We start from the raw sequence: 26,538 nt of genomic DNA, 5'->3' as shown, positions 1-26,538 counted from the left end.
AAAGGGAATAGTCTTAGTGTGAAAGGGGAGTGCTATATGATTTATTTGAAGATATTAGTTCAAATTTTAGTTATCTCATTCTTCATCTTTTTCGTGAGTGGACGATTAATGGGCTCGCAGATCAACCTTGTAAAACGTATTATGGCGGTTGTAATTAGTGTGTTTTTTACTTCCTTTGTCTATTGGTATGCCTATTTACGTGGAACAGATTTCTTATCAGAAAGTTTTGTATATACGTATATGGATGTAAGCACAATTATATGGATAGGAAGTATGTTGTTAATATCAATGTTGCTGTACCTTTTCTTTGAATTATTTGATCCAATGGCGATTGGTGAAAAGGGGCAAAGAGTATCTGGGAATATATCATTATTAATTCGCTTAAGAAATAATTGGCGTAGTCAGAGAAGACTGAGACAGGTTGTCCAAATTGCTATGAAAAATGGTATATCTCGGACAATTAAATATTCGAAGTTCAAGGAAAGTGAGAGAGAACTAGCAAAAGCATTAAAAGATACATTGGAGCAATCTGGTGGTGTTTTTGTGAAGTTTGGTCAAGTTCTTTCTACAAGAGGGGATATATTGCCAGCTGCATTCGTAAAAGAATTAGAATCATTACAACAGCATGTTAAGCCTTTAACGAATGAACAAGTGAGTTCTATTTTAGTGTCCTTTTTGCCTTATAAAATGGAGGATATGTTTGTTGAATTCGATTTAACACCTATTGCTTCTGCATCTATAGGTCAAGTACATAAAGCAATACTTCGTTCAAATAATAAAGAAGTAGTAGTGAAAATTTTACGTCCTGATATTAAAGATATGATGCGAGATGATTTAAATATATTAGTAGATTTCGCTACATGGTTCTCGGATAAATCTTCATGGGCTGAGAAGCTTGGTTTTCGTGAACTTGCGCTAGGATTCGCGGAGAATCTAAGAGAAGAAGTTGATTTTGAGATTGAAATGCGAAATGCCTTACAAGTAACAACAGCCTTGAAAGATAGTTCGTATACAGTGAAAATACCACATATTTATACGGAAATAAGTAATGATCATTTGATTATATTCGAGTATGTTCATGGCCAAAGTGTGGCATATGGGGATACACTTTTCAGGTCACTCGGAGTGGACAGAGAACAGTTTGCCCGTACTGTCCTATATTCATTTTTTGATCAGCTGCTGTATTCTGGAATATTCCATGCGGACCCACATCCAGGTAATATCTTTATAGATGATGTCGACGGAACCCCAATTTTCTTAGACTTTGGAGCAGTTGGTCGCTTAGCACAGCCCCAGCAAGAGGGAATGAAGTTGTTTTTATTGGGTATTCAACAGAATGATTCGGATATTTTATACGATGCACTATCTCTATTGGTAGAGGATGTAGATCATATTGAGCGGGAGAAATTAGAACATGCTATGGCTCAATTATTGTTAAGAATTTCTTATATTTCTCATATTCCAACGGAGGAATTGATTCAAGCATTTTTTGAAGTCGTTAAGAAATTCGGCTTATCTTTCTATCCATCCGTAGGTATTGCGCTAAGAGCTTTAGTTACACTCGACGGCACATTACACATGGTAAAAAGTGATTTTGATATTTTTAATGAGGCAAAAGAGTATTCTACAGAATATATGGCATCGTTATGGAAAAAACCATTTAAAAAACCAAAGCAGACCTTTGAACGTTTAGAAGAAGAATTTGCTTTGCTGTTACCTACGCTTCGTAAAATTCCAAGACGAGTAGATCATCTTATTCAGCGTGTGGAAAGTGGGAAGATAACATTACACCATGATATTTTTTCTGATAAAAGTAATTCTATGTTTATCACACAATTATTTTCTCGCTTCATTCTATTAATGGTAGGCATTACATTTGGAATAATATCGGTTGCATTATTAGCAATAGGGCAGTTTATAGAGGCAGAATTTGCAATATATTTAAACACTGCAGCGTATGTTGGTTTGTTTTTATGTGCTGTGTTACTAGTTAGATTATCTATACAGGCTATACGACTGATGAAAAGTGATAGGTAAGTTTTTGCTGATAAAATTGCAAAATAGCAGAAAGCCCTTAAATTTTACAATTGAGCCTATTATCGCTGATAAATAGTTCATAACTAAGCATTTGGGTATTAACAACGTGAGAAAAGCCCATAATTTCTCCGATATAGTTCATAGTCCATGCATTATATCCCATAAGCAACGGTGTCTTATTTTTCAACGTTAAAAAACCATTTCAATTTTGAAATGGTTTTTTGATCTGAAGGATAAAAACTAGTACATTCGGTTACCCTATGTATATTCAATTTTTTCCTAAAATGGGGTGTATACATTGTGTGCGAACGAGAAGCCGAGTACTCCTAAGCTGATGAAAGAAGTAGTTGAAAAAATGAATAATTCTGAGGATATTTTGACAATACCTTTGCAGCTTGGTGATAATTATGCTTTTGTGCTCTACTTAAAGACAGTTGTAGATGGATTAAAATTACAAAATATAATTATAAAACCCTTTTTTGAGCTCAAATCTACAGAATTTTTCTCTTCTTATATACAGTCCCTCCCAGATATTGCAAAGATGAAAACGGGGGATGAACTTTTAATACAGTTGACGAAAGGGCATGTATTAATAGCGATACAAGAACAATTTTTTCTAGTAGATATAAAAATGATTACGGCAAGTACACCTCAACCCGCTTTAATGGAGCCTACTATATATGGCCCCCAGCTTGCACTAAGTGAAGCTATTGAAACCAATTTAAATATGATTAGACATCGTTATCTTGAACCTTCACTTACAATTGAAACGGTTCAATTAAAAGATAAATCACACCAATCAATAGCGCTTATTTATGATAAGAAAATTGTTAAACAATCTGTATTAGATAAAATACAAAAAAAAATCAAAGAAATGGACAATCCTCTTATAGAATCTTCAGGAGACTTACAACTATTTTTAAATAGCACGAAATTTTCTCTATTTCCAGTATTACTTTTAACGGAACGACCAGATCGAATTACTTATAATTTGGCTAATGGAAAAGTAGTGATTTTGATGGACGGTAGTCCCCAAGCAATAGTAGCACCAGTTGTTTTCTATGATTTTATGGTCTCTATGGAGGATAACTATCATTCATTTTGGATTTCTATTTTTACTTTAATCTTACGATATGTTGGGATATTAACTTGTATACTACTCCCAGCTATGTATGTAGCAGTCACTTCTTATACACCTGATATTTTTCGTGTGGAACTTGCACTATCAGTAGCTGGGAGCAGGCTGGGTGTACCGTATCCATCATTTATAGAAGTACTTTTCATGCTGCTTTTTATGGAGTTTTTAATAGAGGCGAGTATCCGATTACCAAAAGCTATAAGTGCGACAGCTACAACTGTTGGGGGATTAATATTAGGTACAGCAGCCACTGAGGCCGCACTTACTTCCAATATAATGATCATCATTGTATCAGCTGTAGCAATCACTAGTTTTGTTATTCCAATAAGCGAAATGAGCTTTGCCATAAGAATATGTAGATATGTATTACTAGCATTCACGACCCTATTCGGCACGGTTGGTTTAATGCTTGGATTTTTAGGAATCATAATGTTCTTAACAAACAAAGAAAGCTTTGGTGAACCGTTTTTAAAGATAAATTGGAAAAGTACGAAGAGGGAAAAAGAGGTGTAAATTTCCATTGAGCCGCTATATGTATTATTTAATTTTTGTAACTATGGTAGCAAATATAATCGCAACAGTCCCTCGAATATTAGTGATTGAAAGTAAAAATGGAGTAATTTTTTCTATGATTGCTGCGCTTTTTGTAGGTGTAATATTTACTTATTTTGTAATTTTATTTTTTAATAAATTCAGTGGACTAAGTTTTCCTGAAATATTGAAAAAGCACACCTCAAAGTGGTTTTATATACCTGTAATAGTTTATTTTGGGATTTCATGGTTTTTAGCTGGGACTATTACACTTATTACTTATGTATTTTTATTTACAACTTTTGTTTCACTAGAAACTCCTTTAATTACAACAACTCTTGCATTTGTCATAATAGTTTCTTTTGGTATGTTGATGAAATCTGAAAGTGTATTGTTTACGCTTGAAACAGTATTTGTTTTACTGTTACCGATCCTAATATTTTTATTCGTAAAGATAATTACTGATAGCAATTTAGAGTGGAATTTTGTCCAAGTAGCTATGATGAATATTAATATTACTCCAAGCTATAGGTCTTTTTCAGCGGCATCCTACATTTTTATTGGAGTTGTAAATATTGTTATCTTTAATAGCTTCTTTAAAGAAAAGCTCAAATTTGGATTTAAGCAAATATCTATCATCAGTACTGTAGGTGCAGTTGTATTATTTATAACTTACTTCATACCCATTGGATTTAATGGTTTTGAACAAATTGAACATATGAACTTTCCATGGGTATCTACAAGTGATTCCGTAAGGATGAAGTATGGGGTTATTGAGCGTTTGGTTTTCATATTTATTATTATCTTTTTAGGGATTTCTTTTTTGAGTTTATTAGTTCATTGGCATGTATCGTTAAAGTTATTTGAAAGTATTTTTCATTTTAATAAATTGAAGTGGAAAAATAAAAATCTGACATCCTACTTTTTTGTTGTTCTCTTCGGTGCAGTCTCTATTTATTTGGTTACAAAAATTGATGAATTTGAACTGTTTAAATACTCAAGTTATTTCTATAATATTTTTCCACTATTTTATTTTATTTTATTCCTTTCTTTGTTTGTAGCAAAAAGGAGGGCAAAAATATAATGTACTTGTTGGACAGAAGAAAAGCGGTTTTTCTGTATGTTATTGTCATCCAATGTATAGTTCTATTGGCTGGTTGCGGATTTAAAGATATTGATAATAGATTGTTTATAATTGGAATTGGTGTTGATCCTTCTGAAAAAGAGGAAGGTCATTACAAAGTTACACTTAAATTATCCATTCCAGTAGCTTCGATTAAACAAGAAAAAAAACCGAGCTATCAGTACCTCGTACATGAAGGAGAAAACATTGAAGAAGCAGTACGAATACTAGAAACTCATACAGACAAAACGTTAGAATTTGGGCATACTAAAATCATTATGGTAAACGAAGCATTACTCGAGAATAATATTAAAGATGTGATGGATTATTTTGTTCGAAGAGGTGATATGCAGTTAATTGCATGGGTAGGGGTAGCTAAAGAATCTGCAGAAGAGGTTTTAAGAGCTGAGCCAAAAGCGGAAGAAGCTGTGTCTACATCGATAACAAGGTTTTTCGATAATACTGGAACGGAAAGTCCTTATATTGTCTCCGCCTTTATGTTTGAATTTAGGCGAAACACCCGTAGTTTAGGTATTGATCCTGTTCTACCAATTGTTGAGACAAACGATGATGGTTCTCAGTTAATAGTAAATAAATCATTAATCGTTCAAGAAGGGAGAGTTCCTTTTGAATTATCGTCTAGGCTGACGAGGGAATACAACACTCTTGCAAATGATCTTGGAGGATATAGTTATAAAATTGAGTTTGAAGGAAATAATATTGTAGTGAATATTGGAAAAACAAAGGTGAAATACAAAATAATTACGGAGAATAAAAAGCCAACTGCTATAAATATGAAAATCGAAATGACTGGTGAAATTATTGAGTCCGATAAAGACTTATCATTAAATAATTTAGAAAAATATAATAAACTAGCTGAAGATGAAGTGAAAAAACATGTGTTGAAATTTTTAACGACTGTCCAAAAGGAAAATTTAGATCCAATCGGTTTTGGGTTAAAGTATAGAACTATGCACATTAATAATAAGGATACTATGAAAAAATGGAATGAAGCCTATCCAGAGCTGCCAATTGATCTGAAAGTGGATGTAAATCTTAAAAGCACTGGGACAATAGAATGATGAATCTACCTCTTCTTAATTTTTGAAGAGGTATTTTATATTTTGGGGATATAGTGTCTATTCGGCGGACAATGCAGGATGTTCCCAGTAGCTATCTGCCACTGCTGATAGATTGTCTGCTTTAAAATTGTTAAAGTTAATTTTATTTAACGTTTCCCTACTCATTAGCACTATCATTACATCCCCATTCTCCACATTGCCGTACCGATCTGTAAGTGGGGCTTGTACTATCAAAGTCGCTTGAGTAACTTCTTCTTGTGATTTCATCACTTTCATAAATTCCACTGTGTTGTATAAAAAGGAATGTCTTGTGGTTTTTGTGGATATTATTCTTTCTTCCAATGCAATAGTTTCCAATATTCCACTTTCAAATCTAGATGATACCACAGCATTTTCCTTTTCGATGTATGTTGTTCCAAAGTTCTTCATAATTATTTCCGCGGCAATCACTTCGGGATTCATATGGCTTTGCATCATTTTTTCTTTTAGTTCTTCTTTTTCCATTTTCTTGTAAAATATAATATCGGCAACATCTATGCTATCTGTTTCTGTTTTTTCTGTATGGATTACTGAATATAAAATGATTCCTATCCCCAAAAATACTAAGAACAAAATAAACCACCATCGCTGATAAATAGGTTTCTGCGTCTCATCTATCAAAGTAAATCTCCTTTCATACTTGAGTTGTATTCTACTATTTTATGCAAACTTGAAAGGGAATTATGTCTAGTAGCTTCTAATAATCTCGGTTTACTAAAGTTGAATATGCCATCGATAATATTTACAATGAAAAAGAAACTAATAATGAAGTGGAGTCGGTGTAGAATGTATAGAACGGTAAATGATTTTATAGTAGATTGGTCTGTAGCAGCAGAGGGTACACTTCGAGTACTACAATCTTTATCTGATGAAAAATTAGATCAGGCAATTGTAGAAGGACATAGTACTCTTGGGTGGCTAGGATGGCACCTTGCAACGAGTCCAGCATTTTTCTCTGGGTTAGTAGGTTTAAATGTTGAATCAGCTATTGGTGGAAATAAAGAAGAAATTAAAGTTAGAGAAATTGTGGAAACGTATAAAAAAATCGTTGAAGCCGTAAAGAGTGAAGCAGAAAGTAATCTAACAGATGAGAAATTGGTTGAGAAGATTGAAAGCTTTGCTGGAGAGACAACAAGAGGAACATTACTACGTAAATTAATCGATCACCAAACTCACCACCGTGGTCAAATGACTGTTCTTCTTCGACAAGCAGGACTGCCTGTACCTGGTGTAATGGGGCCAACAAAAGAAGAACAGTTATAAAGTTGTCCCTGTGTGAGACACAACTTGGAAACAATTCTGAATAGTGTCTGATAGTAGATTTTTAAATGCCATACTTGAAATAGAATGGAATATACATAATAAGGCTGCTTATTATAAATTCTTCTGATTAAAGTATGATGACAGCATGAATAAAACAATAAAAAACAATGCCTGAAACCTCGTTACTTAGGGTTTTAGGTATTGTTTTTCATTTTCAATGAAGTTAAGTTTCATAGCATCTATTGATTAAAATGAAAATGCCCCTAAGAGATTATAGTTTTACAAAACAAGGGGAGTAAGTTGTGAACGAGGAATAGTTATAAGTGAAAAGTACAAAAATGAAGTTTAAAATGCACGAATAGCTGTGAGGAGTTGAAGAGTGGATTGAACTAACAGCTGTCTAAACAAAGAATAGAAGTTAGTTTTCTCGTTTTAAAGGTTATAATACAAAATCCAAAAAGGATTTTAAGAGCGCGGTGAAGAATATTGTATGAATGAAATATAGTTTGTAAGTAAATATGTATTAAGAAGAGATAGAAATGGGGTGTTATTTAATTTGAAGCCGAAGATCCTACTAGTTGGAGTGTTTCATATGGGTGGTTCATCAGATATGATTAAAAATGAAATAGATGATGTTTTTTCGCCGAAAAGACAGTTGGAATTAGAAGATGTCATTCGAAAACTAAAAGCATTTAAACCGAATAAGATTGCTGTCGAAGCAGTGAAAAAAGCTGATAGGGAGATAAATAATACATATCATCAATATATAAATAATTCCTTGAAATTAAATAAGAACGAAATACAACAAATTGGATTTCGACTTGGTGCAATGATGGAGATTGAGAGAATTTATCCTGTCGATTGGATGGGGGATGTAGGTCAAAGAAATATTGAAGAAGTCTTAGAATGGGCAAAAACCAAACATTACGAATTATATAGTTCGATTATGGAAGAATATATTCCGAAAATAGTGGAACCTCCAACAACCGGGCATACAATTGGTGACATGTTAATCCATCTTAATCAAGAAAAAAGAGTACAGCAAGACCATGCACTTTATATGCAAATCGCACGTATTGGGACAGGAACCGATTATATCGGGGTGGATTGGGTGAGATGGTGGTATCAGCGAAATTTAACCATTTTCTTTAATCTTTCAGGTTTAGTCTCAGATTCAAATGATCGAATAATATTGCTGATCGGAGCGGCGCATATATATTTAGTTAGACAATTTCTGCTGGAAAGTGGGGTTTTTGAAGTGGAATCTACCTTACACTATTTGCAATAGAGGAGAATAGCTGGATTTAGTTATGAAGTCAAAACCGCCACCAAATGATGCGCTCTTTCTTTTAATAGAAAAATTGTAAATTTTATGAGGGGGATTAAAGATGCAATTTAGGCTAGCAGAAAATAAAGATATTGACCAGTTAATTCAAATGAGATGGAATTTCACGCTTGAAGATAATCAATCAAAAACGTATACAGAGGATGATTTAAAAACATTTAAATTAGAATGTCGATATTTTTTAGAGACTGCCACCAAAAGTGAAAATTGGTTTATTTGGGTTGCAGAGAAAGAAGGGGAAATCGTATCTCACATTTATATACAACTAATACATAAGTTACCGCGTCCTGGTAGAATAACTATACCATTTGCATATATGACCAATGTCTTTACTATAGAAAAATACAGAAACCGAGGTATTGGGAGTCAATTAATCACTACTATTAATAAATGGGTGAAAAGTAAAAGTTATGAATTTATAATCGTTTGGCCGAGTGAAGATAGTGTCGATTACTATAAAAAGAATGGTTATATATATTGCAAGGAACCTATGGAATTTTTCCCATCTTAGAAGAAAATAAATAAAATGCAGAGAGGAGCTTTAATATAAGACTCTTTCATGTTAGTGAAGAATCTAATATAGAATCATTTGTACCTAGAATACCAACACGGATGGATTTAGATCCGTCAAAAAAACTTGTATGGTCCATTAATGAAAAGTGCCTCCCGAATTTTTTAACTCCTAGAAATTGTCCACGTGTTTGCTATCATATTGGAGTCAATACTTCCGAGGTAGATAAGAGGACTTATTTTTCATCCAAATCTAGCTCTCATGTAGTAGTAATAGAACGTAACTGGTTTGATGTGATGCAAAATACGACATTATATTTATATGAATTTAACACTACTCATTTTACTCTTATAGATGAAAATGCAGGTTATTACATAAGCGAACAAAAGCAGAATCCTATTAAGAAGATTGTAATATCTAACCCATCTAAAGAGCTAAGCAGAAGGAATGTCGAATTACTGCTGGTCGACAACTTATGGGATATATCTGATGAAATTCAACAGACATCATTGAATTGGTCCATGTGTAGAATGGGCTTTGCGCAGCAAAGGGATTCCTTTAGTGAAAAAAGGAGGTAAATAATGTATTCGTATAACTTTGAAGGTCTTGTCATTAAAATTGCAACTAGTAGTGATACCCCAAGAATAATTAATATGTTAAAAGGGTTAGCTATATGGATGAGAGATAATGAAATTAATCAATGGGGATTTCTTTTAGAGGGTGGTGATGACGAGGAAATTGAACAAGCAATATCTGATCAGGAAACGTATATTATCTTGAGGGATGATGAACTAATAGCCACATTCACACTTTTATCTAAACAAAGTGAGTGGGATAAACATATCTGGGGAGATGATTTAACTTCCAATACTTATTACTTACATAGACTAGCAATTATTCCTTCTTATATGAATAAAGGAGTAGGTAGTAGTATATTGACCTGGATACAAAACAATCTTAGCTACACTAAAGATTATTTAAAGCTAGATTGTGTTGCAAACAATAAAAAGTTAAATGCTTTTTATATAAACAATAACTTTGAATTTATCAATTTACATGATGGACATAATAAATATCAAAAAAGCTTGCGTCCCTGTGTAAGAAACAATTAAAATCTATTCTGAATACTTCCGGAACTTCTTCTAACACAGGGATCGCTTATTATTTAGATAAATCTGTCTAAGAAATCCAGCATTTTTCCATAGACTAATATTTCATTTTGTTTTTTAGAAAAGCCGTGGCCTTCGTCTGGTAGAACAATATATTCCACGTCTCTACCTTTTTCCTTTAAAGCTGCGACAATTTGGTCAGATTCTTTTTGTACAACCCGTGGATCATTAGCCCCTTGAATAACTAGCATAGGTTTCGTCATTCCATCTAAATAAGTAATTGGGGAATCTTCTATAAACTTTTCTTTATCTTTTACTGGATCACCTACCCATTGAATCATGAAAGACTTCCAAAACTCTGGTACTGATTCCACAGAGGAAAATAGATTACTCGGACCAAATATATCTACGACTGCTTTAAAATACTCTGCATGCCGTCCGTGAAGTAAGAGGGACATATAGCCTCCATAGCTGCCGCCTAAGAGTAGAATTTTATCTCTTTCAACATATCCTTCTTTAATCAACCATTCTAATCCTTCCAAATTATCAAGTCGCGGGCCGTGACCCCAGTCTCCTTCAACTAGTTTCATGAACTTTAAGCCATAGTTTGAAGAACCCCGGAAGTTGGGAGCGAATATGGAATACCCTCTATTGAGCAAGAATTGGAACATCGAACGGAACCATTTTCTTTCCAACGATTGAGGACCACCATGTGGCCATAAAATGACATGACCATTGGAGTATTCTTCTTTTGCTTTGAAAAGTAGTGCTTCAATCTCTAGTCCATCAAAAGAAGGGTAAGTTAGTATGGTAGGTTCTACCAGCATTTCATCTGGAACGCCTGGAATTCGAAATTTAGTTAATTCTTTCCATGATTCACTATTATTTTTTGAAACAAAGACATTGTTTGGTCTAGTAGAAGTTCGCCCTTGAATATATAGATTACCAGATGGCATCACGATTACTTTTTCTATTACATTTGTCGGTGTTTTCACTTCGTTAATTTTTTCACTTTTTAAATGGTATTCATAAAGACGATCTTCTACACCGTATGATCCAATTAAATAAAGACTTTGGCTTTTCTTAGAAAAATATATACTAGAAAAATCCTCTTTTTTAATTTCTAAAACTTTTTTAAATTCCTTCGCTTCTAAATCGAACTTCGCCAAATAAGTCAAATCTGAATTATAGTTTGTTAAAAAATAAATATCTGTTTCCGAAGTATATAGGGTGTCTGTAACCGTATGTTGTTCCTTTGTCTCAGGAGTTAATAATATAGTCTCGTCATCGAGATGAACATATGCAAGAGAGTAAGTATTTCCAAATTGTTTGCCGGAAACAAAAGATTTTTCAGCTGGGGAGACAGCTTCTATAGATGTCGGTGCAATGGTACCTTCCTGTAAGAGTTTATCTTCACCAGTTTCAATGTCATATATATAGTTATTAAGGAAGGTTGCATTACCTGCTGTTGTAGAATAATAAAGACGTTTTCCATCTTTAGTCAAGTAGTTGAAGAAATGTCGTTCTCCTTCATTTCTTCTGATCGAGACAAGTTTTCCACCTTTAGGAGCAAGAGCATATATTTGTGTATTCTCATCCCCGTCTTGATCAAAACCAGCAACCATAAACTCACCAGTTTTTGCATAGGTTAAAAAATCTACACTCTGATTATTAAATGTAAGTGGATAAGGAAACTGATTAGGCAAATCCATTGCCCAAATATTAAAGTGACCGTTAAGGTTTGAACTAATTACCAGTTGTTTTTCATCAGGACTAACAGTGAAATTCTCAACAGTTAATGTTTGAAAAAATTGTTCTACTTCTGGTTTATCAAATTTGACCATTTAAACTCCCCAATTCTTGTAAGATACTTTCATTTTATCATAATAATTTGTTAGTTTAAGATGTTTTGACTTAATATTAAATATAATCAAAATATTTGGTGTTCTACTAAAATATATCCTATGATAAATGGGTAAGAATTAAATTTTTTTTGTGTAGAGGTAATAAAAATAAAAAGGTCTCTTTAAAAGAACTAACAGGTTTCTTAAGTGTACAATTCCAACGGATTTAGAAATATAAACTTACACAAGTCAATCATGAAAACATGAGAAAAATAGGGAGTTTCTTTAAGTAAATGTGTAACAAAAAGAGTTGGACAAAGATATATGGATATGAAAAAATTTAATAGTAAGAATTATCGGCCGATTTTCTTCTTAAGTATTTAGTTTTCCTGTTAAATAAAATAATTATGGATACGGAGGAACTTTCTATATGAAAAAAAATATTATTTTAATATTAAGTTTAGTTGTTGTTTTAAGTTTAGGATTCGCAGTTCAAGTTGAAAATGTACAAGCGGCTCAAAGCAAAGAAAGAATGATTAGTGTAGCTTCTGAAGAAATATTTGTTACAAAAGTAGTTCCTTTTACAAGGCAACAATCTATGTGGGTTACTGAAACTAGAAATGGCAAAACTTATTCAGGATATATTTATAATAGAGGTTTTTCAGATGGGACTGGAAACTATTCATTTTTCTCGGGTTATTTAAAAACAGGACCTTATGCCCCAACTGTACTTCAACTTGAAGAATAGTAAAATATAATAGAGTAGATGAAATAATGGCAAAGTTTGACCGCTTCCCTTTAAGTAGTTGTTTAAACTGCAGTTCTCTGTGGATTTTACTATTTAAAGGGTTATTTTCTTTTCTGAAATATACGAACGGTTTTCAAGGAGGAACTCATGAAAGAAGTTACAAGTTTCGTTATGAAGGGAATCTTGAAAAGTAAATATATATTATTAGTTCCTATTGTTCTCATTGTTTTTATGGCTACTTTGTTGACTATCAATAGTCAACAATCAGGAGCTACTTCACAAGAGTTACAAGATAAGTTTGAACATCGCAAAGAAACAGTTAATTTTTTGATTGGTAACCTGTTAAATAAAAAAAGTCATCTTGGTTTACCTGAAGAGCAGCAAATAGCACTTGATAGTTTACTCGTTCAAGAAGAGTATTTGAAAGAGATATCAACTAAGTTAGGAATAGGAGATTTAGACATTTCTACCGAAAACCTAGCATTTCTCAAAGAATATAACGTATATGAAAACTATGACTTTATAAATTATAATAATACAAAGCTTTTAGAAGTTGAGCAGCTGAAAGCAGCCACTTTACAGAGACATGATTTAACCTATACAGAACAAGAAACGCCTTATAACACAGCACTATTTTCAAAACAATTATTTCAAATTGTATTCAGTCCATTTACTGCATTTCTTTTCTTACTCATTTTTATTTATAAATTGATATCCGATGACCAGAATAGAACATTCGAATTTTTTAAAGTCAACTCACTTTCAAATATAACAGTCTATTATGGCTACTTGATGCCATTTTTAATACTCTTATTAACGTATACAATCCTAGCTAGTTTCTTATCATTGTTGCCCCCAATAGTGACAGGGAATTTGGGTATGATTCACTATCCAATTGAAGTAGTCATTGATACAGATACTTTATTGGTGCCTGTGTGGAAATGGCTACTATACCTTCCTATCGGTTGGGGGATATTTGTTTCATTAATGCTGGTACTAGCAATATATTTGTTCAAAAACCGAATCTCTTTTTGCTTTCTGATAGCAATCATTGCATTTCCAATCGTAATTGCTTACATTTGGTCCGTTCACTTTGGATTTCACGCGGTAAATCCAATTCATTTAATAGTTTCATATGAGAAACAATTACTAGAACCGAATCGTTTTATAATCTATTTAGTTGGAATGCTTATCTTGCTTATAATATGTTTTGCTGCTTGTTATCCGGTATTTAAATCTAAACGGACTGTTCTAAGAACTTCTTTTTTTTCTCTCGCTCGCAAGAGGTATATTCCAAAACCTAAGTGGAAGTTGCTTCAATTTGAACAAATTAAAAAGAAGCGCAAAGGCCATGTAATCTTCACGTTTATCTTGTTGGTTGGGATTATTGGGGGTACATTTGTTGTTGTGAATCAAGCCTTTCAAAAACTACCAACAATATACTTGAATGTCATTGAAGACTTCCAAAATATACTTATTGATCAACAAGTGCAGTGGAAAGTAATTGAAGAAGAGTTTGATTTGGAAGCTGAAAAAATGAAGTCGATTTCTGAAGAATCAAAAGACAAGTCAACTGAGTTTCCTGAAGAAAATCCATACTCGATATTGATCAAAGACATCGAAAATGAATACAACAATTTAGAAGGATTGAAGGATGAAATTGGTTCTATAGATTTCTCTAAAAAGTATAGGGAAATCATGGAATCTTCGCAGTCTTATAAAGAATTAGATCCTTCCATGTGGAATGTAACCGTAATGGCTTCCGAGGAGCAACAGCGTATCTTAGATGAGAAAAATATTACACCTTGGCCAATCGGGCCTCAGTGGATATCTCATTTCAATGACCCAAGTTATGCAGTGGATAGCGTGCATTACAAATTAATGAAATCGTCACAAGAGAGAAATACGAAATACGGAAATAGTGGCTTGTTCTCTCTTTATAAATTTTTAGATTGGAATATGATGCTAATTGTCTTGGGCATTTATATTCTTCTGTTATGGACGAGTCTTTCTGAGGAGCAGCGACCGAATCCATCCATTCATTTTTTGACCACTAAGCCGATTACTTTCAGGTCAATTTACGCAAGCAAATGGGTGTACAATCTAGTGATCGCTTATAGTATGCTGCTGATTAGTGGAGGTATCGTATTCATAATCAGTTTATTAATAGGCGGTTTGGGTGAATCAGACTATCCGATTTTGGTCTATGCAACTGGAATTACGGATGATGAGATGTTTTTTTCAAATGTCGATAATGTCCACTTTTTCTTTGAAAGTTTAATCGTGCTTATCGTAAAAAGTGGAGTTCTTATCGTAGCTCAAATCTTCTTCTTGAATAGCTTATTCAGTCTAATTGGTAAGTGGGTGAAAAATCACTATGTGACTATAATTATCACAGTACTAGTCTCAGTTGCAGGGTATTTTTTAGCAAACCAATACATTACTGCATCATTTATGCATCTGAATCCATACATATATTTTGATACATGGCATATTGTCGATGGTTGGAAGTCAGTATTATCGAACTCTTCTACCGTCAACTTCAATAATGGTTGGATGATTCTGTTGTTTAGTGGATTGTTGTTGTTCCTCATAGGATTCATACAAAAAAGGAAGAGGGTGTCATGATGTCCTTATTACAAGTTCATCAGCTCAGAAAAAAGTATGGGAACCTACTTATATTGCGAGATATTTCATTTGATATTAATGAAGGGGATATCATCGGTCTAGTTGGTCCAAATGGGGCGGGGAAATCTACTTTATTACGATCTATTATGGCAATAGAGGAGGTAGAAAGGGGATCAGTGAAGGTCAAAAATATTTCTAATCAGAATTCCGATTTTTACAAGTTTGTTTCGTTTATACCGAGCGACAACTATTTATATATGCAGTTGACTGGGTATGACCATTTAGCTTTTGTCGCAAACATTTATCAGTTAGGAAAAGCAGCGATTGAAGAGGTCATTGATCAAATTGGAATCAGCACTTATGTCGACCAACCTGTAAAAACCTACTCATATGGGATGAGACAGCATTTGCTTATTGCATTAAGCATATTAACAAAGCCTTCTATTATATTAATGGATGAACCTTTCAATGGATTGGATCCGACAAGTACAATCGAATTAAAGGAATTAATCCGTAAATTACATGCCCAACGGATTAGCTTTATCATCTCCACACATAATTTGGATATTTTAGAGGATTTAACGAAAACAATTTGGTTCATCAGGGACGGAATGTTGTTTAAAGACAATATTAAATTAGAGATGAAGCTTCCCTATCAAATTGAGGTTAAAGTTACTGATGTAACCCTATTAGAAAATCTAATGACGGACTGTCAATTGCCACACCAAATATCGGAAAACATCGTAATTACAGATCACAATTACGATGTTGGTAAATACTTGGAGTGGCTACTGATGAATAAGGTGCAAATTCAATCGGTCAATCAAATTAAACCGAATCTGGAGGAAAGATATAAGCATTTTTATGAAGTTTTAAAAAAAGATCAAGCTTAATAACTTTAAGCGGTAAAGCTGTTTTACAGTAATATGGAACCGACTAATAATCCGAGATGTAAAAGTAATTCGATACGAAGGACAAATCTTCGAAAAGTAGGGGGCGTAGATCGGGGCAATATTTAATTGTAAGGGGGTGTTATAAAACCGTAGTTTAAAAACCTTGGACATAAACTTTTCTATGTGCAATGGACAATTATAAATAATCTAGAATTGTCCTGGAATTGTTTCTTACACTGGGCACTATTACTATTGACTTCACGGCTACTACGTGTTACGATGTACTTGTAGTAAGCGATACTTAATAGCTTATATCACAAAAGCTATTAAGTAAAAATTATCCTTAGTACTAAGTTGTACTGAATATAAGTCATACAAAATAGAGGAGGCTCTGAACATGGAAAATTTAACTGAAATGCTGAAGGGTTCCCTGGAGGGCTGCGTTCTAGAAATCATCAGCCGCCATGAAACATATGGCTACGAGATTACTCGTAGCCTGAACGAACTTGGATTTACCGAAGTCGTGGAAGGGACAGTTTACACCATTCTTGTGCGATTAGAAAAGAAAAAACTTGTAAACATAGAAAAGAAGCCGTCGGATATGGGGCCGCCTCGCAAATTTTATTCACTTAATAAGGCCGGTCAGCTGGAATTAGAATTATTTTGGAAAAAATGGGATTTCGTATCCTCAAAAATCAATGTCTTGAAGTCACACTAGCTTCATAAGATAAACAGAATAATATTTTGGACTGTCTTTTTCGGCTATATAAAAAGAGGAGGAAATATACATGATGGAAATGTTCAAAAAATTGATTGGTGATAAGAAAGAGTACAAGGTGATGATGGCTCGAGTTGAAGTCTTGCCAGAGGACTACAATTTTGTATTTAAGAAAATCCAAAATTACATGTGGAATTTTTCAGCGGGCAACGGGATGGATATGCTACACATACAGTATGAACTAATCGATTTGTTTGAAGCCGGTGCTGCGGATGGCAGACAAGTGTTAGAAATCACTGGGAACGATGTGGCATCCTTTGCGGATGAATTAGTGGCAAATGCTAAAACTTATGTCGCAAAGTATCGTGAGGATTTGAATCTCAGTATCATGAAGCAATTAGGAAAAAAATAAATTCAATAAATATTACTGACTGAATAGCTCGATGTAAACGTGAACTGTCACCTTCGTTATTCAGTTATATTTACGCACAGTAGTAAGTAGTACAGATTATCAGTCAGACTATATAGAGGTATAAAGAAAATCTTGCTTTGCGAAGCGTTTATTAAAAAGGAGGAAACAAGTATGGGGAATGCAACGATTTTTGTGAAAGGTTTAAAAAAATCCTTTAAAGAAAAGGAAGTATTAAAAGGTGTGAATTTTGAGGTGCAGCGAGGTGAAATCTTTGCACTACTGGGCTCTAATGGAGCGGGCAAGACGACTACGGTTAACATACTATCAACGTTGATGAAGGCTGATGGAGGTGAAGCAGTTATTTGTGGCTTTGACGTTTATGGGCAACCAGAACAGATACGTCAGAACATCAGCCTCACTGGGCAATTTGCAGCATTGGACGGAGTGCTCACAGGGAGGGAAAACCTGCTGATGATCGCTAAGTTGAGGGGAGTCTCCAATCCAAATCAAGTCGTAGACAATTTGCTTACACGTTTCAGCCTAGTTGATGCGGCCAACCGCCGGGCGGACCAATATTCTGGTGGGATGAAGCGCCGGCTCGACATCGCCATGAGTCTGATAGGGACGCCAGCGGTCATTTTTCTTGATGAACCGACGACAGGACTTGACCCCGAAGCGCGGATTGAAGTCTGGGATACAGTCAAGGAGCTTGCCGGAGGTGGCACTACCGTCTTACTGACGACTCAGTACTTAGAGGAAGCTGAACAACTGGCGGACCGCATCGCCATCCTACATGGCGGAAAAATCATTACGACCGGTACCCTTAATGAACTTAAAGAGATGTTCCCACCAGCCAAAGTAGAATACATCGAGAAGCAGCCGACATTAGAGGAAATTTTCCTTGCGATCATCGGTAAAAAGGAGGAAAGTAAATGAAAAGCAAGACAGGTGTATTACTAGGGCGTTTAATTCGTAACATCATGCGTAGTCCAGATACGATTATCACTGTGGCGATTACGCCGATTATGATGATGCTGCTATTTGTTTATGTATTTGGAGGAGCTATAGAAACAGGCACGGACAACTACGTTAATTATTTATTACCGGGAATTCTGCTGATGGCTATCTCATCCGGTGTGGCTTACACTTCCGTGCGGCTGTTTACGGATGTAAAGAGTGGGTTGATGGCGCGTTTCATTACCATGCCTATCAAGCGCTCGTCCATATTGTGGGCTCACGTGTTAACCTCGCTCGTTTCCAATGCACTTACTATTGTGGTTGTTATTCTCGTCGCGCTCCTGATGGGCTTCCGTTCCAGCACTGATATTCTGGATTGGCTCATGGTAGCCGGAATACTCGGCTTGTTTACATTGGCGCTTACATGGCTAGCGGTCATTCCGGGATTAACAGCAAAGTCTATGGAAGGTTCGTATGCCTACTCGTACCCGCTAATTTTCTTGCCGTTTATCAGTTCGGCCTTTGTCCCAACTGAAACTATGCCTAAAATTGTCCGTGCGTTCGCTGAGAACCAACCCGTAACTTCAATTGTTAATGCGATTCGTTCCTTATTGTATAAAGGGGAAGTTGGCAATGATATCTGGACTGCACTTGCCTGGTGTGTTGGCATTATGCTCATCGCTTACTTTTTCGCCATTAAAGAATTTAAACGCAAGTTAGGGTAGTGTCCCTGTGTAAGATACAATTAGAAACAATTCTGAATTATCTTGAAATGACTACAATAGATAGATAACGATAATTACTAAAATAATGTGCAAATACTAAATAATGTTACCTAATTTATAAAAAACGACAGAAGAAAAATAAACTTTTCTTCTGTCGTTTTTATTGATTGGTTGCTAAACAGACTTTTGCTTTAGAACACCATATGAAACAAGAAACTGATAACAAATCCCATAGTTACAAAAGTAGTGGATGTCCTAATTGATAAAGCTCGAACATTTTGTAAAATGAATTCTTTTATACTCGTAATTGCTATTAGACCAATAGAGACACCTAAAAGAACACTTTGAGCTTTTATGCCAAGATGTATGTGATTACCAATCCATATAAACAAACTAAAGCAGAATGACAAACCAATAAAACAAAGGATTAAACCGATTAGTTTCTGCCCCTGTGAAAGAAATATAGAAGTAAGAACGAATCCTTCTGGTATATGATGCAAAATAGTAGACATTGTTAAAGAGTGATTGAAAAGGGAGTCACCAAGTAAGTTTCCAATCGTTAAACTTAAAGGAATTGTATGTATAAGAAGTGCGATAGTAAGTAGATAACCAGATGGTCTAACTGAAGAATGAAGTGATTTCTTAACAAAAAGTAAAAACATATAACCTAACAATATTCCAAGAGCAATACCAGGAGTTTTGTATGAGTTTAATGCCGACGGAATGATGTCTAATGTTAGAAGGCCTATCAAAAATCCACCGCATAAAAGAGCCATACCTTCATTAGAATGTTGAAATATTTTAGATACTATCCCTGCGATTACTGCCCCTACAGTTACACTTAAAAAAAGTAATCCCCCAAGAACTAATGCACTCAAATTTATCATTTCCTCTGCATACAAATTAGATGGATGTTGTTTAAGTGTATGTGTTCATCATGCTAAACTTTCATACATCTGAAGATAATTTTTTGAGGTGTCCCTGTGTAGGACACAATTCAGAATCGTTTCTAATTGTGTCCTACACAGGGAGCAACGAAAAGAGCAACAGGAGATCCTTAGTAAAAAGGAAGTTTCCCTTTCTAATGCAATTAGAGTCAGTTAAAATATAATTAGTATTACTTTTATACATAGGGGGAAGCGAAAGCGTTCATATGACAATAGATAAAATGAAACAAACTTCGTTTAATAGAGCAACACTTGACCAATGGGAGCAAGTAGCACTTAAATCACTCAAGGGGAAAACTTTGGAGTCACTATCAACTAGAACATTAGAAGATATTATTTTGAAACCGCTTTATTCTTTAGAAGATATGGAAAATATTCCAGAATCACAAACGGCTATTGTTCGTGATGCAAAAAAGTCTTCTGGCTGGTTGATCGCACAAGTTGTAGAAGGTTCTTCAAGTAAGGAGATACTTGAGGAAATCAAAGAGTCACTTACAAAAGGTAATGATGTTGTTCATTTTAAAATAGAAAAAGAACATAATTGGCAAACAGATGAAAAAGATGAGCTAGCAGAGCTATTGAAGAAGCACACTGCTATTTTAGATGTTACAAATGATCCAGCTTTTTTAACTTATTTCTCAGACCTAAAAGGATTAGTAAAAGGTGTAGAGGATGTAGAACTTTTGAATGCTAGAACATATTTCATAAATGGCTCTACCATCCATCAAGAAGGTGGAGATGCTATTAGTGAGCTAGCTAGCGTATTAGTACAAGCAGATAAGTTTGCTAAAAATTCGGGGATAGAGAAGCTTGTTTCAAACGCATTTGTACAATTTTCGATTGAAAATAATTTCTTTATGGAAATAGCGAAAATTCGAGCATTTCGTATTCTATGGCAAGCTTTCGGACAAGCATATGGGAAATCTAATATAGCAGCAATTCCTGTACATACCGAAACCTCTTTAAGGTCTTACTCCGTATTAGATGCAAACGTTAATATTTTGCGTTCTGGTAATAGTGCGCTAGCTGCCGTTCTTGGTGGAGCGGATAGTTTGACAACGTATCCACATGATTATCTGACTGGTGCAACACCGACATCCAATCGAATCGCAAGAAATATGCAACTCGTATTAAAAGAAGAAACGCATACCCAGCGTATTGTAGATGCTGCGGGTGGTTCTTACTATGTAGACACACTAACGAATGAACTTGTCGAAAAAACGTGGGCATACTTTTTAACGTTAATGAAGGAAGCAACTGTTGAGAATAGAGAAGCAATACTTTTAGAAAGAGCAGAAGTGAAATGGAACGAGCAACTTGCTCAACTCTCTACACGTAAAAAATCGTTAATTGGAACGAATACTTATGCAAATCCAGATGATATTCTAGGAGTTTCTATTAAACAAACAGATTATAAACGACTAGCAGAACCTTTTGAACGATTAAGAAAATCATTCCAAGATAATCCATTAAACACTGCAATTATTCCCTTTGGCATTTTAAAAGAATATAAGGCTCGGATGGATTTTGTTAACGGTTATTTAATCGCATTAGGGATTTCACCAATTGTAGCTCCTGAAAATTTAAAACCATTTGATCTACAAAAATGGATAAATGAAAAAAATATTAACTATGTTGTATTTGTTGGTAACGATGAGCAAACGGCTGGTTTAGTACCTGCAATACTAAATGAAAATCTGTCCGTTCCAATGGATGTTGCCGGGAAATTTGAGGAGTATGAAGACTGGTTAGATGCCGGGTTATATGGAAGTATCTATGCTGGACAATCACTTCTTAAAAAAGGGCAACAATTACTTGCCCTTGCTAAAAAGGAGGATTCAAATGACAATGCCTAATTACGATAATGTATCTATTAAAGAAGTGTTATTAAATGAAGGACATCCAAAAATGGCAGCGGTAGGTTCCTTTTTAACGAATGAAGGAATTCATTTAAAACAAATGTATATCAAGGAAGATACGTCTGAATTCCCACATCTAAATGATCTACCAGGTATCGCACCGAACACGAGGGGACCTTATCCAACGATGTATGTTGCGAAACCTTGGACTGTTCGTCAGTATGCTGGTTTTTCAACTGCGGAAGAAAGTAATGCTTTTTATAGAAGAAACCTGGCTATGGGACAAAAGGGATTATCGGTTGCATTTGATCTTGCTACACATCGTGGCTACGATTCTGATCATGAACGAGTTACCGGGGATGTAGGAAAAGCAGGAGTTGCAATTGACTCTGTTGAAGATATGAAGATATTATTTAATGGAATTCCATTAGACCAAATGTCTGTATCAATGACGATGAATGGTGCAGTACTTCCAATACTAGCCTTCTATATTGTGACTGCAGAAGAGCAAGGCGTTACTACAGAGCAGTTAGCTGGTACGATTCAAAATGATATCTTAAAGGAATATATGGTTCGTAACACATATATTTATACACCGGAAATGTCTATGAAAATTATTGCAGATATTTTTGCTTATACAGCTCAAAAGATGCCGAAATTTAATTCTATTTCAATATCCGGTTATCATATGCAAGAAGCTGGAGCAACAGCTGATATTGAACTAGCTTACACTTTAGCTGATGGCTTAGAATATGTTCGAACAGGGTTAGCTGCCGGAATAGATATTGATGCATTTGCGCCAAGACTTTCATTCTTTTGGGCAATCGGAATGAATTATTTTATGGAAATCGCTAAAATGCGTGCAGCTCGTAGAATATGGGCGCAAATGATGCAAAGCTTTAATCCGAAAAATCCGAAATCATTAGCTCTTCGTACACATTCTCAAACGTCTGGATGGAGTTTAACCGAGCAAGATCCATTTAACAATGTTACAAGAACTTTAGTAGAGGCAAACGCAGCTGCAATGGGGCATACACAATCACTTCATACAAATGCTCTAGATGAAGCAATTGCCTTGCCGACAGATTTCTCAGCTCGAATAGCTCGTAACACTCAACTTTTTCTACAGGAAGAAACGAATATGACAAAGGTAATAGATCCATGGGGTGGGTCTTACTATGTCGAGACACTAACACACGAATTAATGGAAAAAGCATGGACTTTGATTGAAGAAATTGAAGAACTTGGAGGTATGGCAAAAGCGATAGAAACCGGTCTTCCTAAAATGAAGATAGAAGAAGCAGCTGCTAAAAAACAAGCACAAATTGACTCTTCTAAAGAAGTTATCATTGGAGTAAACAAATACCGTTTAGAGCAAGAAGATGCTATTGATATTTTAAATATAGACAATACTGTCGTTCGTCAAAAACAAATGGAACGCTTAGAAAAAGTTAAAGCTGACCGTGATGAAAAAGCAGTACAAAAAGCGTTAACTAAATTAACTGATGCAGCAAGAACTGGTGAAACAAATCTGTTAGAAGCTGCTGTTGTTGCTGCTAGGGAACGTGCAACTATTGGTGAAATTTCAGATGCAATCGAAGTGGTAGCAGGCAGACATAAGGCGGTGATTCGTTCTGTGAGTGGTGTATATAGTGCAAACTTTAATGATGCTGAAGAGATTGATGCAGTGAAACAAATGGCAGAGGATTTCCGGGAAAACGAAGGTCGTCGCCCACGTATTTTAATCGCCAAAATGGGTCAAGATGGGCATGATCGCGGAGCTAAGGTTATTGCAACTGCATTTGCTGATTTAGGATTTGACGTTGATATTAGTCCACTTTTCCAAACACCTGCAGAAACTGCACTACAGGCGGTAGAAAATGATGTTCATGTTGTCGGAGTAAGTTCATTAGCTGCTGGACATATGACGTTAGTACCTTCATTGAAAGAGGAGTTAGCTAAGCTTGGTAGAGAAGATATATTAATCGTTGTTGGTGGTGTTATCCCAGCACAGGATTATTCTTTCCTGCGTGACAACGGCGCTTCCGCTATTTTCGGACCAGGAACAGTTATTCCAGTAGCAGCACAAAAAGTTATTGAAGAGATTTATAAGCGCCTTGGCTACGAGGAAGTGGAAGATTAATGTCAAAAACGGATAATAATAACGATTCTACTATGCATGTGATGAGTGGTATTAAATCGCAACATGATGGTGTGGGGAAGGCTTCTATTAAAAAGTTCTCCAAAAAAAAGCCTCTTCAAATCAATGAAGAGGAATATATCCGAAATATACAAAATGGCTCCAGGTTACATTTAGCAAAAGCGATAACATTTATAGAAAGTACTGTATTTGATCAGCAGCATATCGGACAGCAATTATTGAAAAACTTACTTTCATTTACTGGTAACAGTGTTCGTATCGGAATAACTGGAGTTCCTGGAGTAGGAAAAAGTACCTTTATCGAGTCATTTGGTAAAATGCTATGCGATCAGGGATATAGAGTAGCAGTACTAGCTATAGACCCTAGTTCCTCCTTGACAGGTGGAAGTATTCTAGGGGACAAAACAAGAATGGAAGAACTCTCCAGACATCCGAACGCATTTATTAGACCATCCCCAACTGCAGGTACACTTGGAGGCGTACACAAAAAGTCTCGTGAGACGATGCTTCTTTGTGAGGCTGCCGGTTACGATGTGATTTTAGTTGAAACGGTTGGTGTAGGTCAAAGTGAAACGATTGTACGAGGAATGGTCGATTTCTTTTTATTATTAGCGCTTACAGGTGCAGGAGATGAACTTCAAGGGATGAAAAAAGGAATAATGGAGCTTGCTGATGCTATTATTGTTCATAAAGCAGACGGATCAAATGAAAAGCTAGCCAAAAAAACAGTTGCTGAGTATAAGCAAATACTTCACTTTCTAGCACCTTCCTCACCATATTGGAAGACTCCCGCACTAGCAGTATCTTCGCTACAAAAAATTGGCTTAGATATCGTTTGGGAAAATATACTTCATTTCCAGCAAGTGATGAAGGAAAAAACTGTATGGCAACAAAGAAGAAAAGAACAAACAGTTGAATGGTTTAAATCAATGATTGTCGATCGATTATATGATGACTTTTTTTCTTCTAATGAAAGAAAACAATCAATGGCAAAATTAGAGCAATTAGTGCGGAACGAAAAAATAACGGTTTCGCAAGCGGTTGACGATCTTTTTTCCTCGAATCCAAACCTATAATCTGATAAGATAAATATAGTTTAAAAAAGGAGAGTGGCATAAATGAATATGGATTTCAATCTATATATGAATGATATACTGGTACAAGCTCGTGGAGAAATGGAAGCAGCAGGCTATGAGCAACTTGAAACACCTGAAGATGTAGACGCTGCATTTGCTCGAAAAGGAACAACATTAGTAATGGTAAACTCAGTATGCGGATGTGCTGGAGGTATTGCTCGCCCTGCTGCAGCAAACTCTGTACATTATGATAAACGTCCGGACCATTTAGTTACTGTTTTTGCTGGTCAAGACAAATTAGCAACTCAACAAGCACGTAATCTATTCGGTGATGATCACTTACCTTCCTCTCCATCATTTGTACTGTTGAAAGATGGACAACCAGTAGCAGAAATTGGTCGTCATGAGATAGAAGGCCATGCTCCAACTTCAGTAATCACACATCTTCAAGGATTATTTGAAGAATATTGTGAAGAAGTATAATTAAGTAAAAACGGGAGTGCCCTTTAAGTTAAAACTTGTTTCTATTAGTTTTGGCATGCTTTGGACAGTCTTGAAACTATGTTATTATCGATTGATTTTTTCAGAGGCCGGTCGTGACGTCAGTCACGACCGGCCTCTGTTTTTCGGTAATCTTATGGCATTTGTTTGTCCTTCGCCCTTCTACAATTTCTAGAAACAGATTAATGCATTTTTTGAATAACTAGAGAACAGACACTCTTCTATTTATAAAGCAAGCTCTCGAAGATACAATTTCATTCGCTATTGCGCTTCTTTTTCAGAGGACACTTTCTATTTTTCTTTATTTCCACTAGTAAAAGGAAATTTACTTTCTTCACCCTTCATTACAGAATAACATCCCTAATTTAGCAGATGGTTTTATCACTTTATTAACTTTGAATAGTCTTATCTAAGCGATAAGCTATGCTGAATCTTCTTGTTGGGTGCTACTCATTTCATTGATTGAAGTGAAAGGTGGCGACTCCAGCGGATGAGTGAGACAGATGAGTCATCACATCGACGCATAAGCGACGGTGATGGCTCATCGCTCACCCCGCGGAGGCCAACAGGATGTTGGTCACGAAGGCTTTGCCACAAGATGTGGCGCTCTTAGCCTTCGTTCCTTTGTAACGCCTGAAAAGTAAATCATTGCGGTATAATTCATTTGTTTAATCATCATAAACACAGTGTTCATGATTTTTATATACTTTTCTTAAAAGAAAATAAAAAACCAGCGAAAACATATATATGCTTTCGCTGGTTTTTCTTATTTCTTAAAGGACGAAACTTAGACCGAATAGTAATGTAGACATTACCATTACAAAAATCATTAAATAAACAATAATTTTACGAAATGTTTGGTTGCGCATAATTTCTCTCCTTTAGCTTGTA

The 26,538-nt window shown here is 35.2% G+C and carries 24 protein-coding genes; 20 read left to right on the top strand and 4 right to left on the bottom strand.

Annotation, left to right across the window (positions count from 1 at the left end; all coding sequences use genetic code 11):
- Positions 1 to 36: 36 nt before the first annotated feature.
- The 4 genes from ACQCPR_RS09975 (at position 37) to ACQCPR_RS09960 (ending at position 5,911) form a co-directional block, all read left to right on the top strand.
- Positions 37 to 2,037 carry an ABC1 kinase family protein gene (locus ACQCPR_RS09975; RefSeq protein WP_427136916.1) on the top strand — a complete coding sequence of 667 codons (2,001 nt, stop codon included), beginning with the start codon at positions 37 to 39 and terminating at the stop codon, positions 2,035 to 2,037.
- A 298-nt stretch (positions 2,038 to 2,335) separates the two neighbouring features.
- Positions 2,336 to 3,688 (top strand): spore germination protein, encoded by a 1,353-nt coding sequence (locus tag ACQCPR_RS09970; protein ID WP_427136915.1) that lies wholly within the window; start codon positions 2,336 to 2,338, stop codon positions 3,686 to 3,688.
- 7 nt (positions 3,689 to 3,695) lie between these two features.
- A complete protein-coding gene (locus ACQCPR_RS09965; protein WP_139219701.1) occupies positions 3,696 to 4,790 on the top strand; it encodes a GerAB/ArcD/ProY family transporter in 1,095 nt (364 codons plus the stop codon).
- Positions 4,790 to 5,911, top strand: coding sequence for a Ger(x)C family spore germination protein (locus ACQCPR_RS09960; RefSeq protein ID WP_427136914.1), 1,122 nt, complete (start codon positions 4,790 to 4,792; stop codon positions 5,909 to 5,911). The genes ACQCPR_RS09965 and ACQCPR_RS09960 overlap by 1 nt, the downstream gene beginning before the upstream one ends.
- 57 nt (positions 5,912 to 5,968) lie before the next feature.
- Here the strand turns inward: ACQCPR_RS09960 and ACQCPR_RS09955 are convergent, their stop codons facing one another.
- Entirely contained in the window at positions 5,969 to 6,571 is a 603-nt protein-coding gene (locus ACQCPR_RS09955) for a hypothetical protein (RefSeq protein WP_090569603.1), read from the bottom strand.
- A gap of 165 nt (positions 6,572 to 6,736) precedes the next feature.
- Between ACQCPR_RS09955 and ACQCPR_RS09950 the strand changes: the two genes are divergently transcribed.
- From ACQCPR_RS09950 to ACQCPR_RS09930, 5 genes are all read left to right on the top strand, one after another.
- Positions 6,737 to 7,213, top strand: a complete 477-nt coding sequence (locus ACQCPR_RS09950) for a DinB family protein (protein WP_090569601.1) — start codon at positions 6,737 to 6,739, stop codon at positions 7,211 to 7,213.
- A gap of 556 nt (positions 7,214 to 7,769) precedes the next feature.
- The gene (locus ACQCPR_RS09945; protein WP_427136913.1) at positions 7,770 to 8,501 is read left to right on the top strand and encodes a DUF5694 domain-containing protein; all 732 of its coding nucleotides are present in this window, start codon (positions 7,770 to 7,772) and stop codon (positions 8,499 to 8,501) included.
- Positions 8,502 to 8,601: 100 nt separating this feature from the next.
- The gene (locus ACQCPR_RS09940; RefSeq protein WP_427136912.1) at positions 8,602 to 9,069 is read left to right on the top strand and encodes a GNAT family N-acetyltransferase; all 468 of its coding nucleotides are present in this window, start codon (positions 8,602 to 8,604) and stop codon (positions 9,067 to 9,069) included.
- 101 nt (positions 9,070 to 9,170) lie between these two features.
- Positions 9,171 to 9,647: a DUF6886 family protein gene (locus ACQCPR_RS09935; protein WP_427136911.1), complete on the top strand. Its 477-nt coding sequence runs from the start codon at positions 9,171 to 9,173 to the stop codon at positions 9,645 to 9,647.
- 3 nt (positions 9,648 to 9,650) lie between these two features.
- Positions 9,651 to 10,181, top strand: coding sequence for a GNAT family N-acetyltransferase (locus ACQCPR_RS09930; protein WP_090569590.1), 531 nt, complete (start codon positions 9,651 to 9,653; stop codon positions 10,179 to 10,181).
- Positions 10,182 to 10,234: 53 nt separating this feature from the next.
- On the opposite strand, the gene ACQCPR_RS09925 is transcribed toward ACQCPR_RS09930, so the two are convergent.
- Entirely contained in the window at positions 10,235 to 12,022 is a 1,788-nt protein-coding gene (locus ACQCPR_RS09925) for a S9 family peptidase (protein ID WP_427136910.1), read from the bottom strand.
- A 430-nt stretch (positions 12,023 to 12,452) separates the two neighbouring features.
- Between ACQCPR_RS09925 and ACQCPR_RS09920 the strand changes: the two genes are divergently transcribed.
- The 7 genes from ACQCPR_RS09920 to ACQCPR_RS09890 all read left to right on the top strand — a co-directional run bounded on the left by ACQCPR_RS09920 (position 12,453) and on the right by ACQCPR_RS09890 (position 19,103).
- Positions 12,453 to 12,770, top strand: a complete 318-nt coding sequence (locus ACQCPR_RS09920) for a hypothetical protein (RefSeq protein WP_427136909.1) — start codon at positions 12,453 to 12,455, stop codon at positions 12,768 to 12,770.
- Between the two features lie 147 nt (positions 12,771 to 12,917).
- Positions 12,918 to 15,398, top strand: a complete 2,481-nt coding sequence (locus tag ACQCPR_RS09915; protein ID WP_427136908.1) for an ABC transporter permease subunit — start codon at positions 12,918 to 12,920, stop codon at positions 15,396 to 15,398.
- Complete coding sequence (locus tag ACQCPR_RS09910) at positions 15,398 to 16,291, top strand: ABC transporter ATP-binding protein (protein ID WP_427136907.1); 894 nt, start codon at positions 15,398 to 15,400, stop codon at positions 16,289 to 16,291. The genes ACQCPR_RS09915 and ACQCPR_RS09910 overlap by 1 nt, the downstream gene beginning before the upstream one ends.
- A gap of 397 nt (positions 16,292 to 16,688) precedes the next feature.
- Positions 16,689 to 17,009, top strand: a complete 321-nt coding sequence (locus ACQCPR_RS09905) for a PadR family transcriptional regulator (protein ID WP_090569575.1) — start codon at positions 16,689 to 16,691, stop codon at positions 17,007 to 17,009.
- A 70-nt stretch (positions 17,010 to 17,079) separates the two neighbouring features.
- A complete protein-coding gene (locus ACQCPR_RS09900) occupies positions 17,080 to 17,421 on the top strand; it encodes a DUF1048 domain-containing protein (RefSeq protein WP_427136906.1) in 342 nt (113 codons plus the stop codon).
- Between the two features lie 171 nt (positions 17,422 to 17,592).
- Positions 17,593 to 18,357: an ABC transporter ATP-binding protein gene (locus ACQCPR_RS09895; protein WP_427136905.1), complete on the top strand. Its 765-nt coding sequence runs from the start codon at positions 17,593 to 17,595 to the stop codon at positions 18,355 to 18,357.
- Entirely contained in the window at positions 18,354 to 19,103 is a 750-nt protein-coding gene (locus tag ACQCPR_RS09890) for an ABC transporter permease (RefSeq protein WP_427136904.1), read from the top strand. The genes ACQCPR_RS09895 and ACQCPR_RS09890 overlap by 4 nt, the downstream gene beginning before the upstream one ends.
- 191 nt (positions 19,104 to 19,294) lie before the next feature.
- Here ACQCPR_RS09890 and ACQCPR_RS09885 read toward each other — a convergent pair whose 3' ends face one another.
- On the bottom strand, positions 19,295 to 19,990 hold the full coding sequence (locus ACQCPR_RS09885; RefSeq protein ID WP_427136903.1) for a zinc transporter family protein: 696 nt from the start codon (positions 19,988 to 19,990) through the stop codon (positions 19,295 to 19,297).
- A gap of 266 nt (positions 19,991 to 20,256) precedes the next feature.
- Between ACQCPR_RS09885 and ACQCPR_RS09880 the strand changes: the two genes are divergently transcribed.
- From ACQCPR_RS09880 to ACQCPR_RS09865, 4 genes are read left to right on the top strand one after another with little or no spacing between them, the layout of a single operon-like run.
- The gene (locus ACQCPR_RS09880; protein WP_427136902.1) at positions 20,257 to 21,906 is read left to right on the top strand and encodes a methylmalonyl-CoA mutase family protein; all 1,650 of its coding nucleotides are present in this window, start codon (positions 20,257 to 20,259) and stop codon (positions 21,904 to 21,906) included.
- The gene (scpA, locus tag ACQCPR_RS09875) at positions 21,893 to 24,052 is read left to right on the top strand and encodes a methylmalonyl-CoA mutase (RefSeq protein ID WP_427136901.1); all 2,160 of its coding nucleotides are present in this window, start codon (positions 21,893 to 21,895) and stop codon (positions 24,050 to 24,052) included. Before ACQCPR_RS09880 ends, scpA begins: the two co-directional genes overlap by 14 nt.
- Positions 24,052 to 25,146 (top strand): methylmalonyl Co-A mutase-associated GTPase MeaB, encoded by a 1,095-nt coding sequence (meaB, locus tag ACQCPR_RS09870; protein ID WP_340879735.1) that lies wholly within the window; start codon positions 24,052 to 24,054, stop codon positions 25,144 to 25,146. Before scpA ends, meaB begins: the two co-directional genes overlap by 1 nt.
- 42 nt (positions 25,147 to 25,188) lie before the next feature.
- A complete protein-coding gene (locus ACQCPR_RS09865) occupies positions 25,189 to 25,629 on the top strand; it encodes a BrxA/BrxB family bacilliredoxin (protein WP_090569557.1) in 441 nt (146 codons plus the stop codon).
- A 791-nt stretch (positions 25,630 to 26,420) separates the two neighbouring features.
- On the opposite strand, the gene prli42 is transcribed toward ACQCPR_RS09865, so the two are convergent.
- Entirely contained in the window at positions 26,421 to 26,516 is a 96-nt protein-coding gene (gene prli42, locus ACQCPR_RS09860; protein WP_151109618.1) for a stressosome-associated protein Prli42, read from the bottom strand.
- Positions 26,517 to 26,538 lie beyond the last annotated feature (22 nt).

The sequence above is a fragment of the Psychrobacillus psychrodurans genome, assembly GCF_050209195.1.
Lineage (GTDB): Bacteria > Bacillota > Bacilli > Bacillales_A > Planococcaceae > Psychrobacillus > Psychrobacillus psychrodurans.
Note: the sequence above shows the minus strand (reverse complement) of the source record. Positions and strands in the feature narration are given on the sequence as shown.

Bases quoted from the DNA above. Each gene is read 5' to 3' on its own strand.
- ACQCPR_RS09880 (WP_427136902.1), top strand. From the start codon at position 20,257: ATGACAATAGATAAAATGAAACAAACTTCGTTTAATAGAGCAACACTT.
- ACQCPR_RS09920 (WP_427136909.1), top strand. From the start codon at position 12,453: ATGAAAAAAAATATTATTTTAATATTAAGTTTAGTTGTTGTTTTAAGT.
- scpA (WP_427136901.1), top strand. From the start codon at position 21,893: ATGACAATGCCTAATTACGATAATGTATCTATTAAAGAAGTGTTATTA.
- ACQCPR_RS09950 (WP_090569601.1), top strand. From the start codon at position 6,737: ATGTATAGAACGGTAAATGATTTTATAGTAGATTGGTCTGTAGCAGCA.
- ACQCPR_RS09915 (WP_427136908.1), top strand. From the start codon at position 12,918: ATGAAAGAAGTTACAAGTTTCGTTATGAAGGGAATCTTGAAAAGTAAA.
- ACQCPR_RS09940 (WP_427136912.1), top strand. From the start codon at position 8,602: ATGCAATTTAGGCTAGCAGAAAATAAAGATATTGACCAGTTAATTCAA.
- ACQCPR_RS09930 (WP_090569590.1), top strand. From the start codon at position 9,651: ATGTATTCGTATAACTTTGAAGGTCTTGTCATTAAAATTGCAACTAGT.
- ACQCPR_RS09900 (WP_427136906.1), top strand. From the start codon at position 17,080: ATGATGGAAATGTTCAAAAAATTGATTGGTGATAAGAAAGAGTACAAG.
- ACQCPR_RS09890 (WP_427136904.1), top strand. From the start codon at position 18,354: ATGAAAAGCAAGACAGGTGTATTACTAGGGCGTTTAATTCGTAACATC.
- prli42 (WP_151109618.1), bottom strand. From the start codon at position 26,516: ATGCGCAACCAAACATTTCGTAAAATTATTGTTTATTTAATGATTTTT.
- ACQCPR_RS09895 (WP_427136905.1), top strand. From the start codon at position 17,593: ATGGGGAATGCAACGATTTTTGTGAAAGGTTTAAAAAAATCCTTTAAA.
- ACQCPR_RS09935 (WP_427136911.1), top strand. From the start codon at position 9,171: ATGGATTTAGATCCGTCAAAAAAACTTGTATGGTCCATTAATGAAAAG.
- meaB (WP_340879735.1), top strand. From the start codon at position 24,052: ATGTCAAAAACGGATAATAATAACGATTCTACTATGCATGTGATGAGT.
- ACQCPR_RS09960 (WP_427136914.1), top strand. From the start codon at position 4,790: ATGTACTTGTTGGACAGAAGAAAAGCGGTTTTTCTGTATGTTATTGTC.
- ACQCPR_RS09905 (WP_090569575.1), top strand. From the start codon at position 16,689: ATGGAAAATTTAACTGAAATGCTGAAGGGTTCCCTGGAGGGCTGCGTT.
- ACQCPR_RS09910 (WP_427136907.1), top strand. From the start codon at position 15,398: ATGTCCTTATTACAAGTTCATCAGCTCAGAAAAAAGTATGGGAACCTA.
- ACQCPR_RS09975 (WP_427136916.1), top strand. From the start codon at position 37: ATGATTTATTTGAAGATATTAGTTCAAATTTTAGTTATCTCATTCTTC.
- ACQCPR_RS09925 (WP_427136910.1), bottom strand. From the start codon at position 12,022: ATGGTCAAATTTGATAAACCAGAAGTAGAACAATTTTTTCAAACATTA.
- ACQCPR_RS09865 (WP_090569557.1), top strand. From the start codon at position 25,189: ATGAATATGGATTTCAATCTATATATGAATGATATACTGGTACAAGCT.
- ACQCPR_RS09885 (WP_427136903.1), bottom strand. From the start codon at position 19,990: ATGATAAATTTGAGTGCATTAGTTCTTGGGGGATTACTTTTTTTAAGT.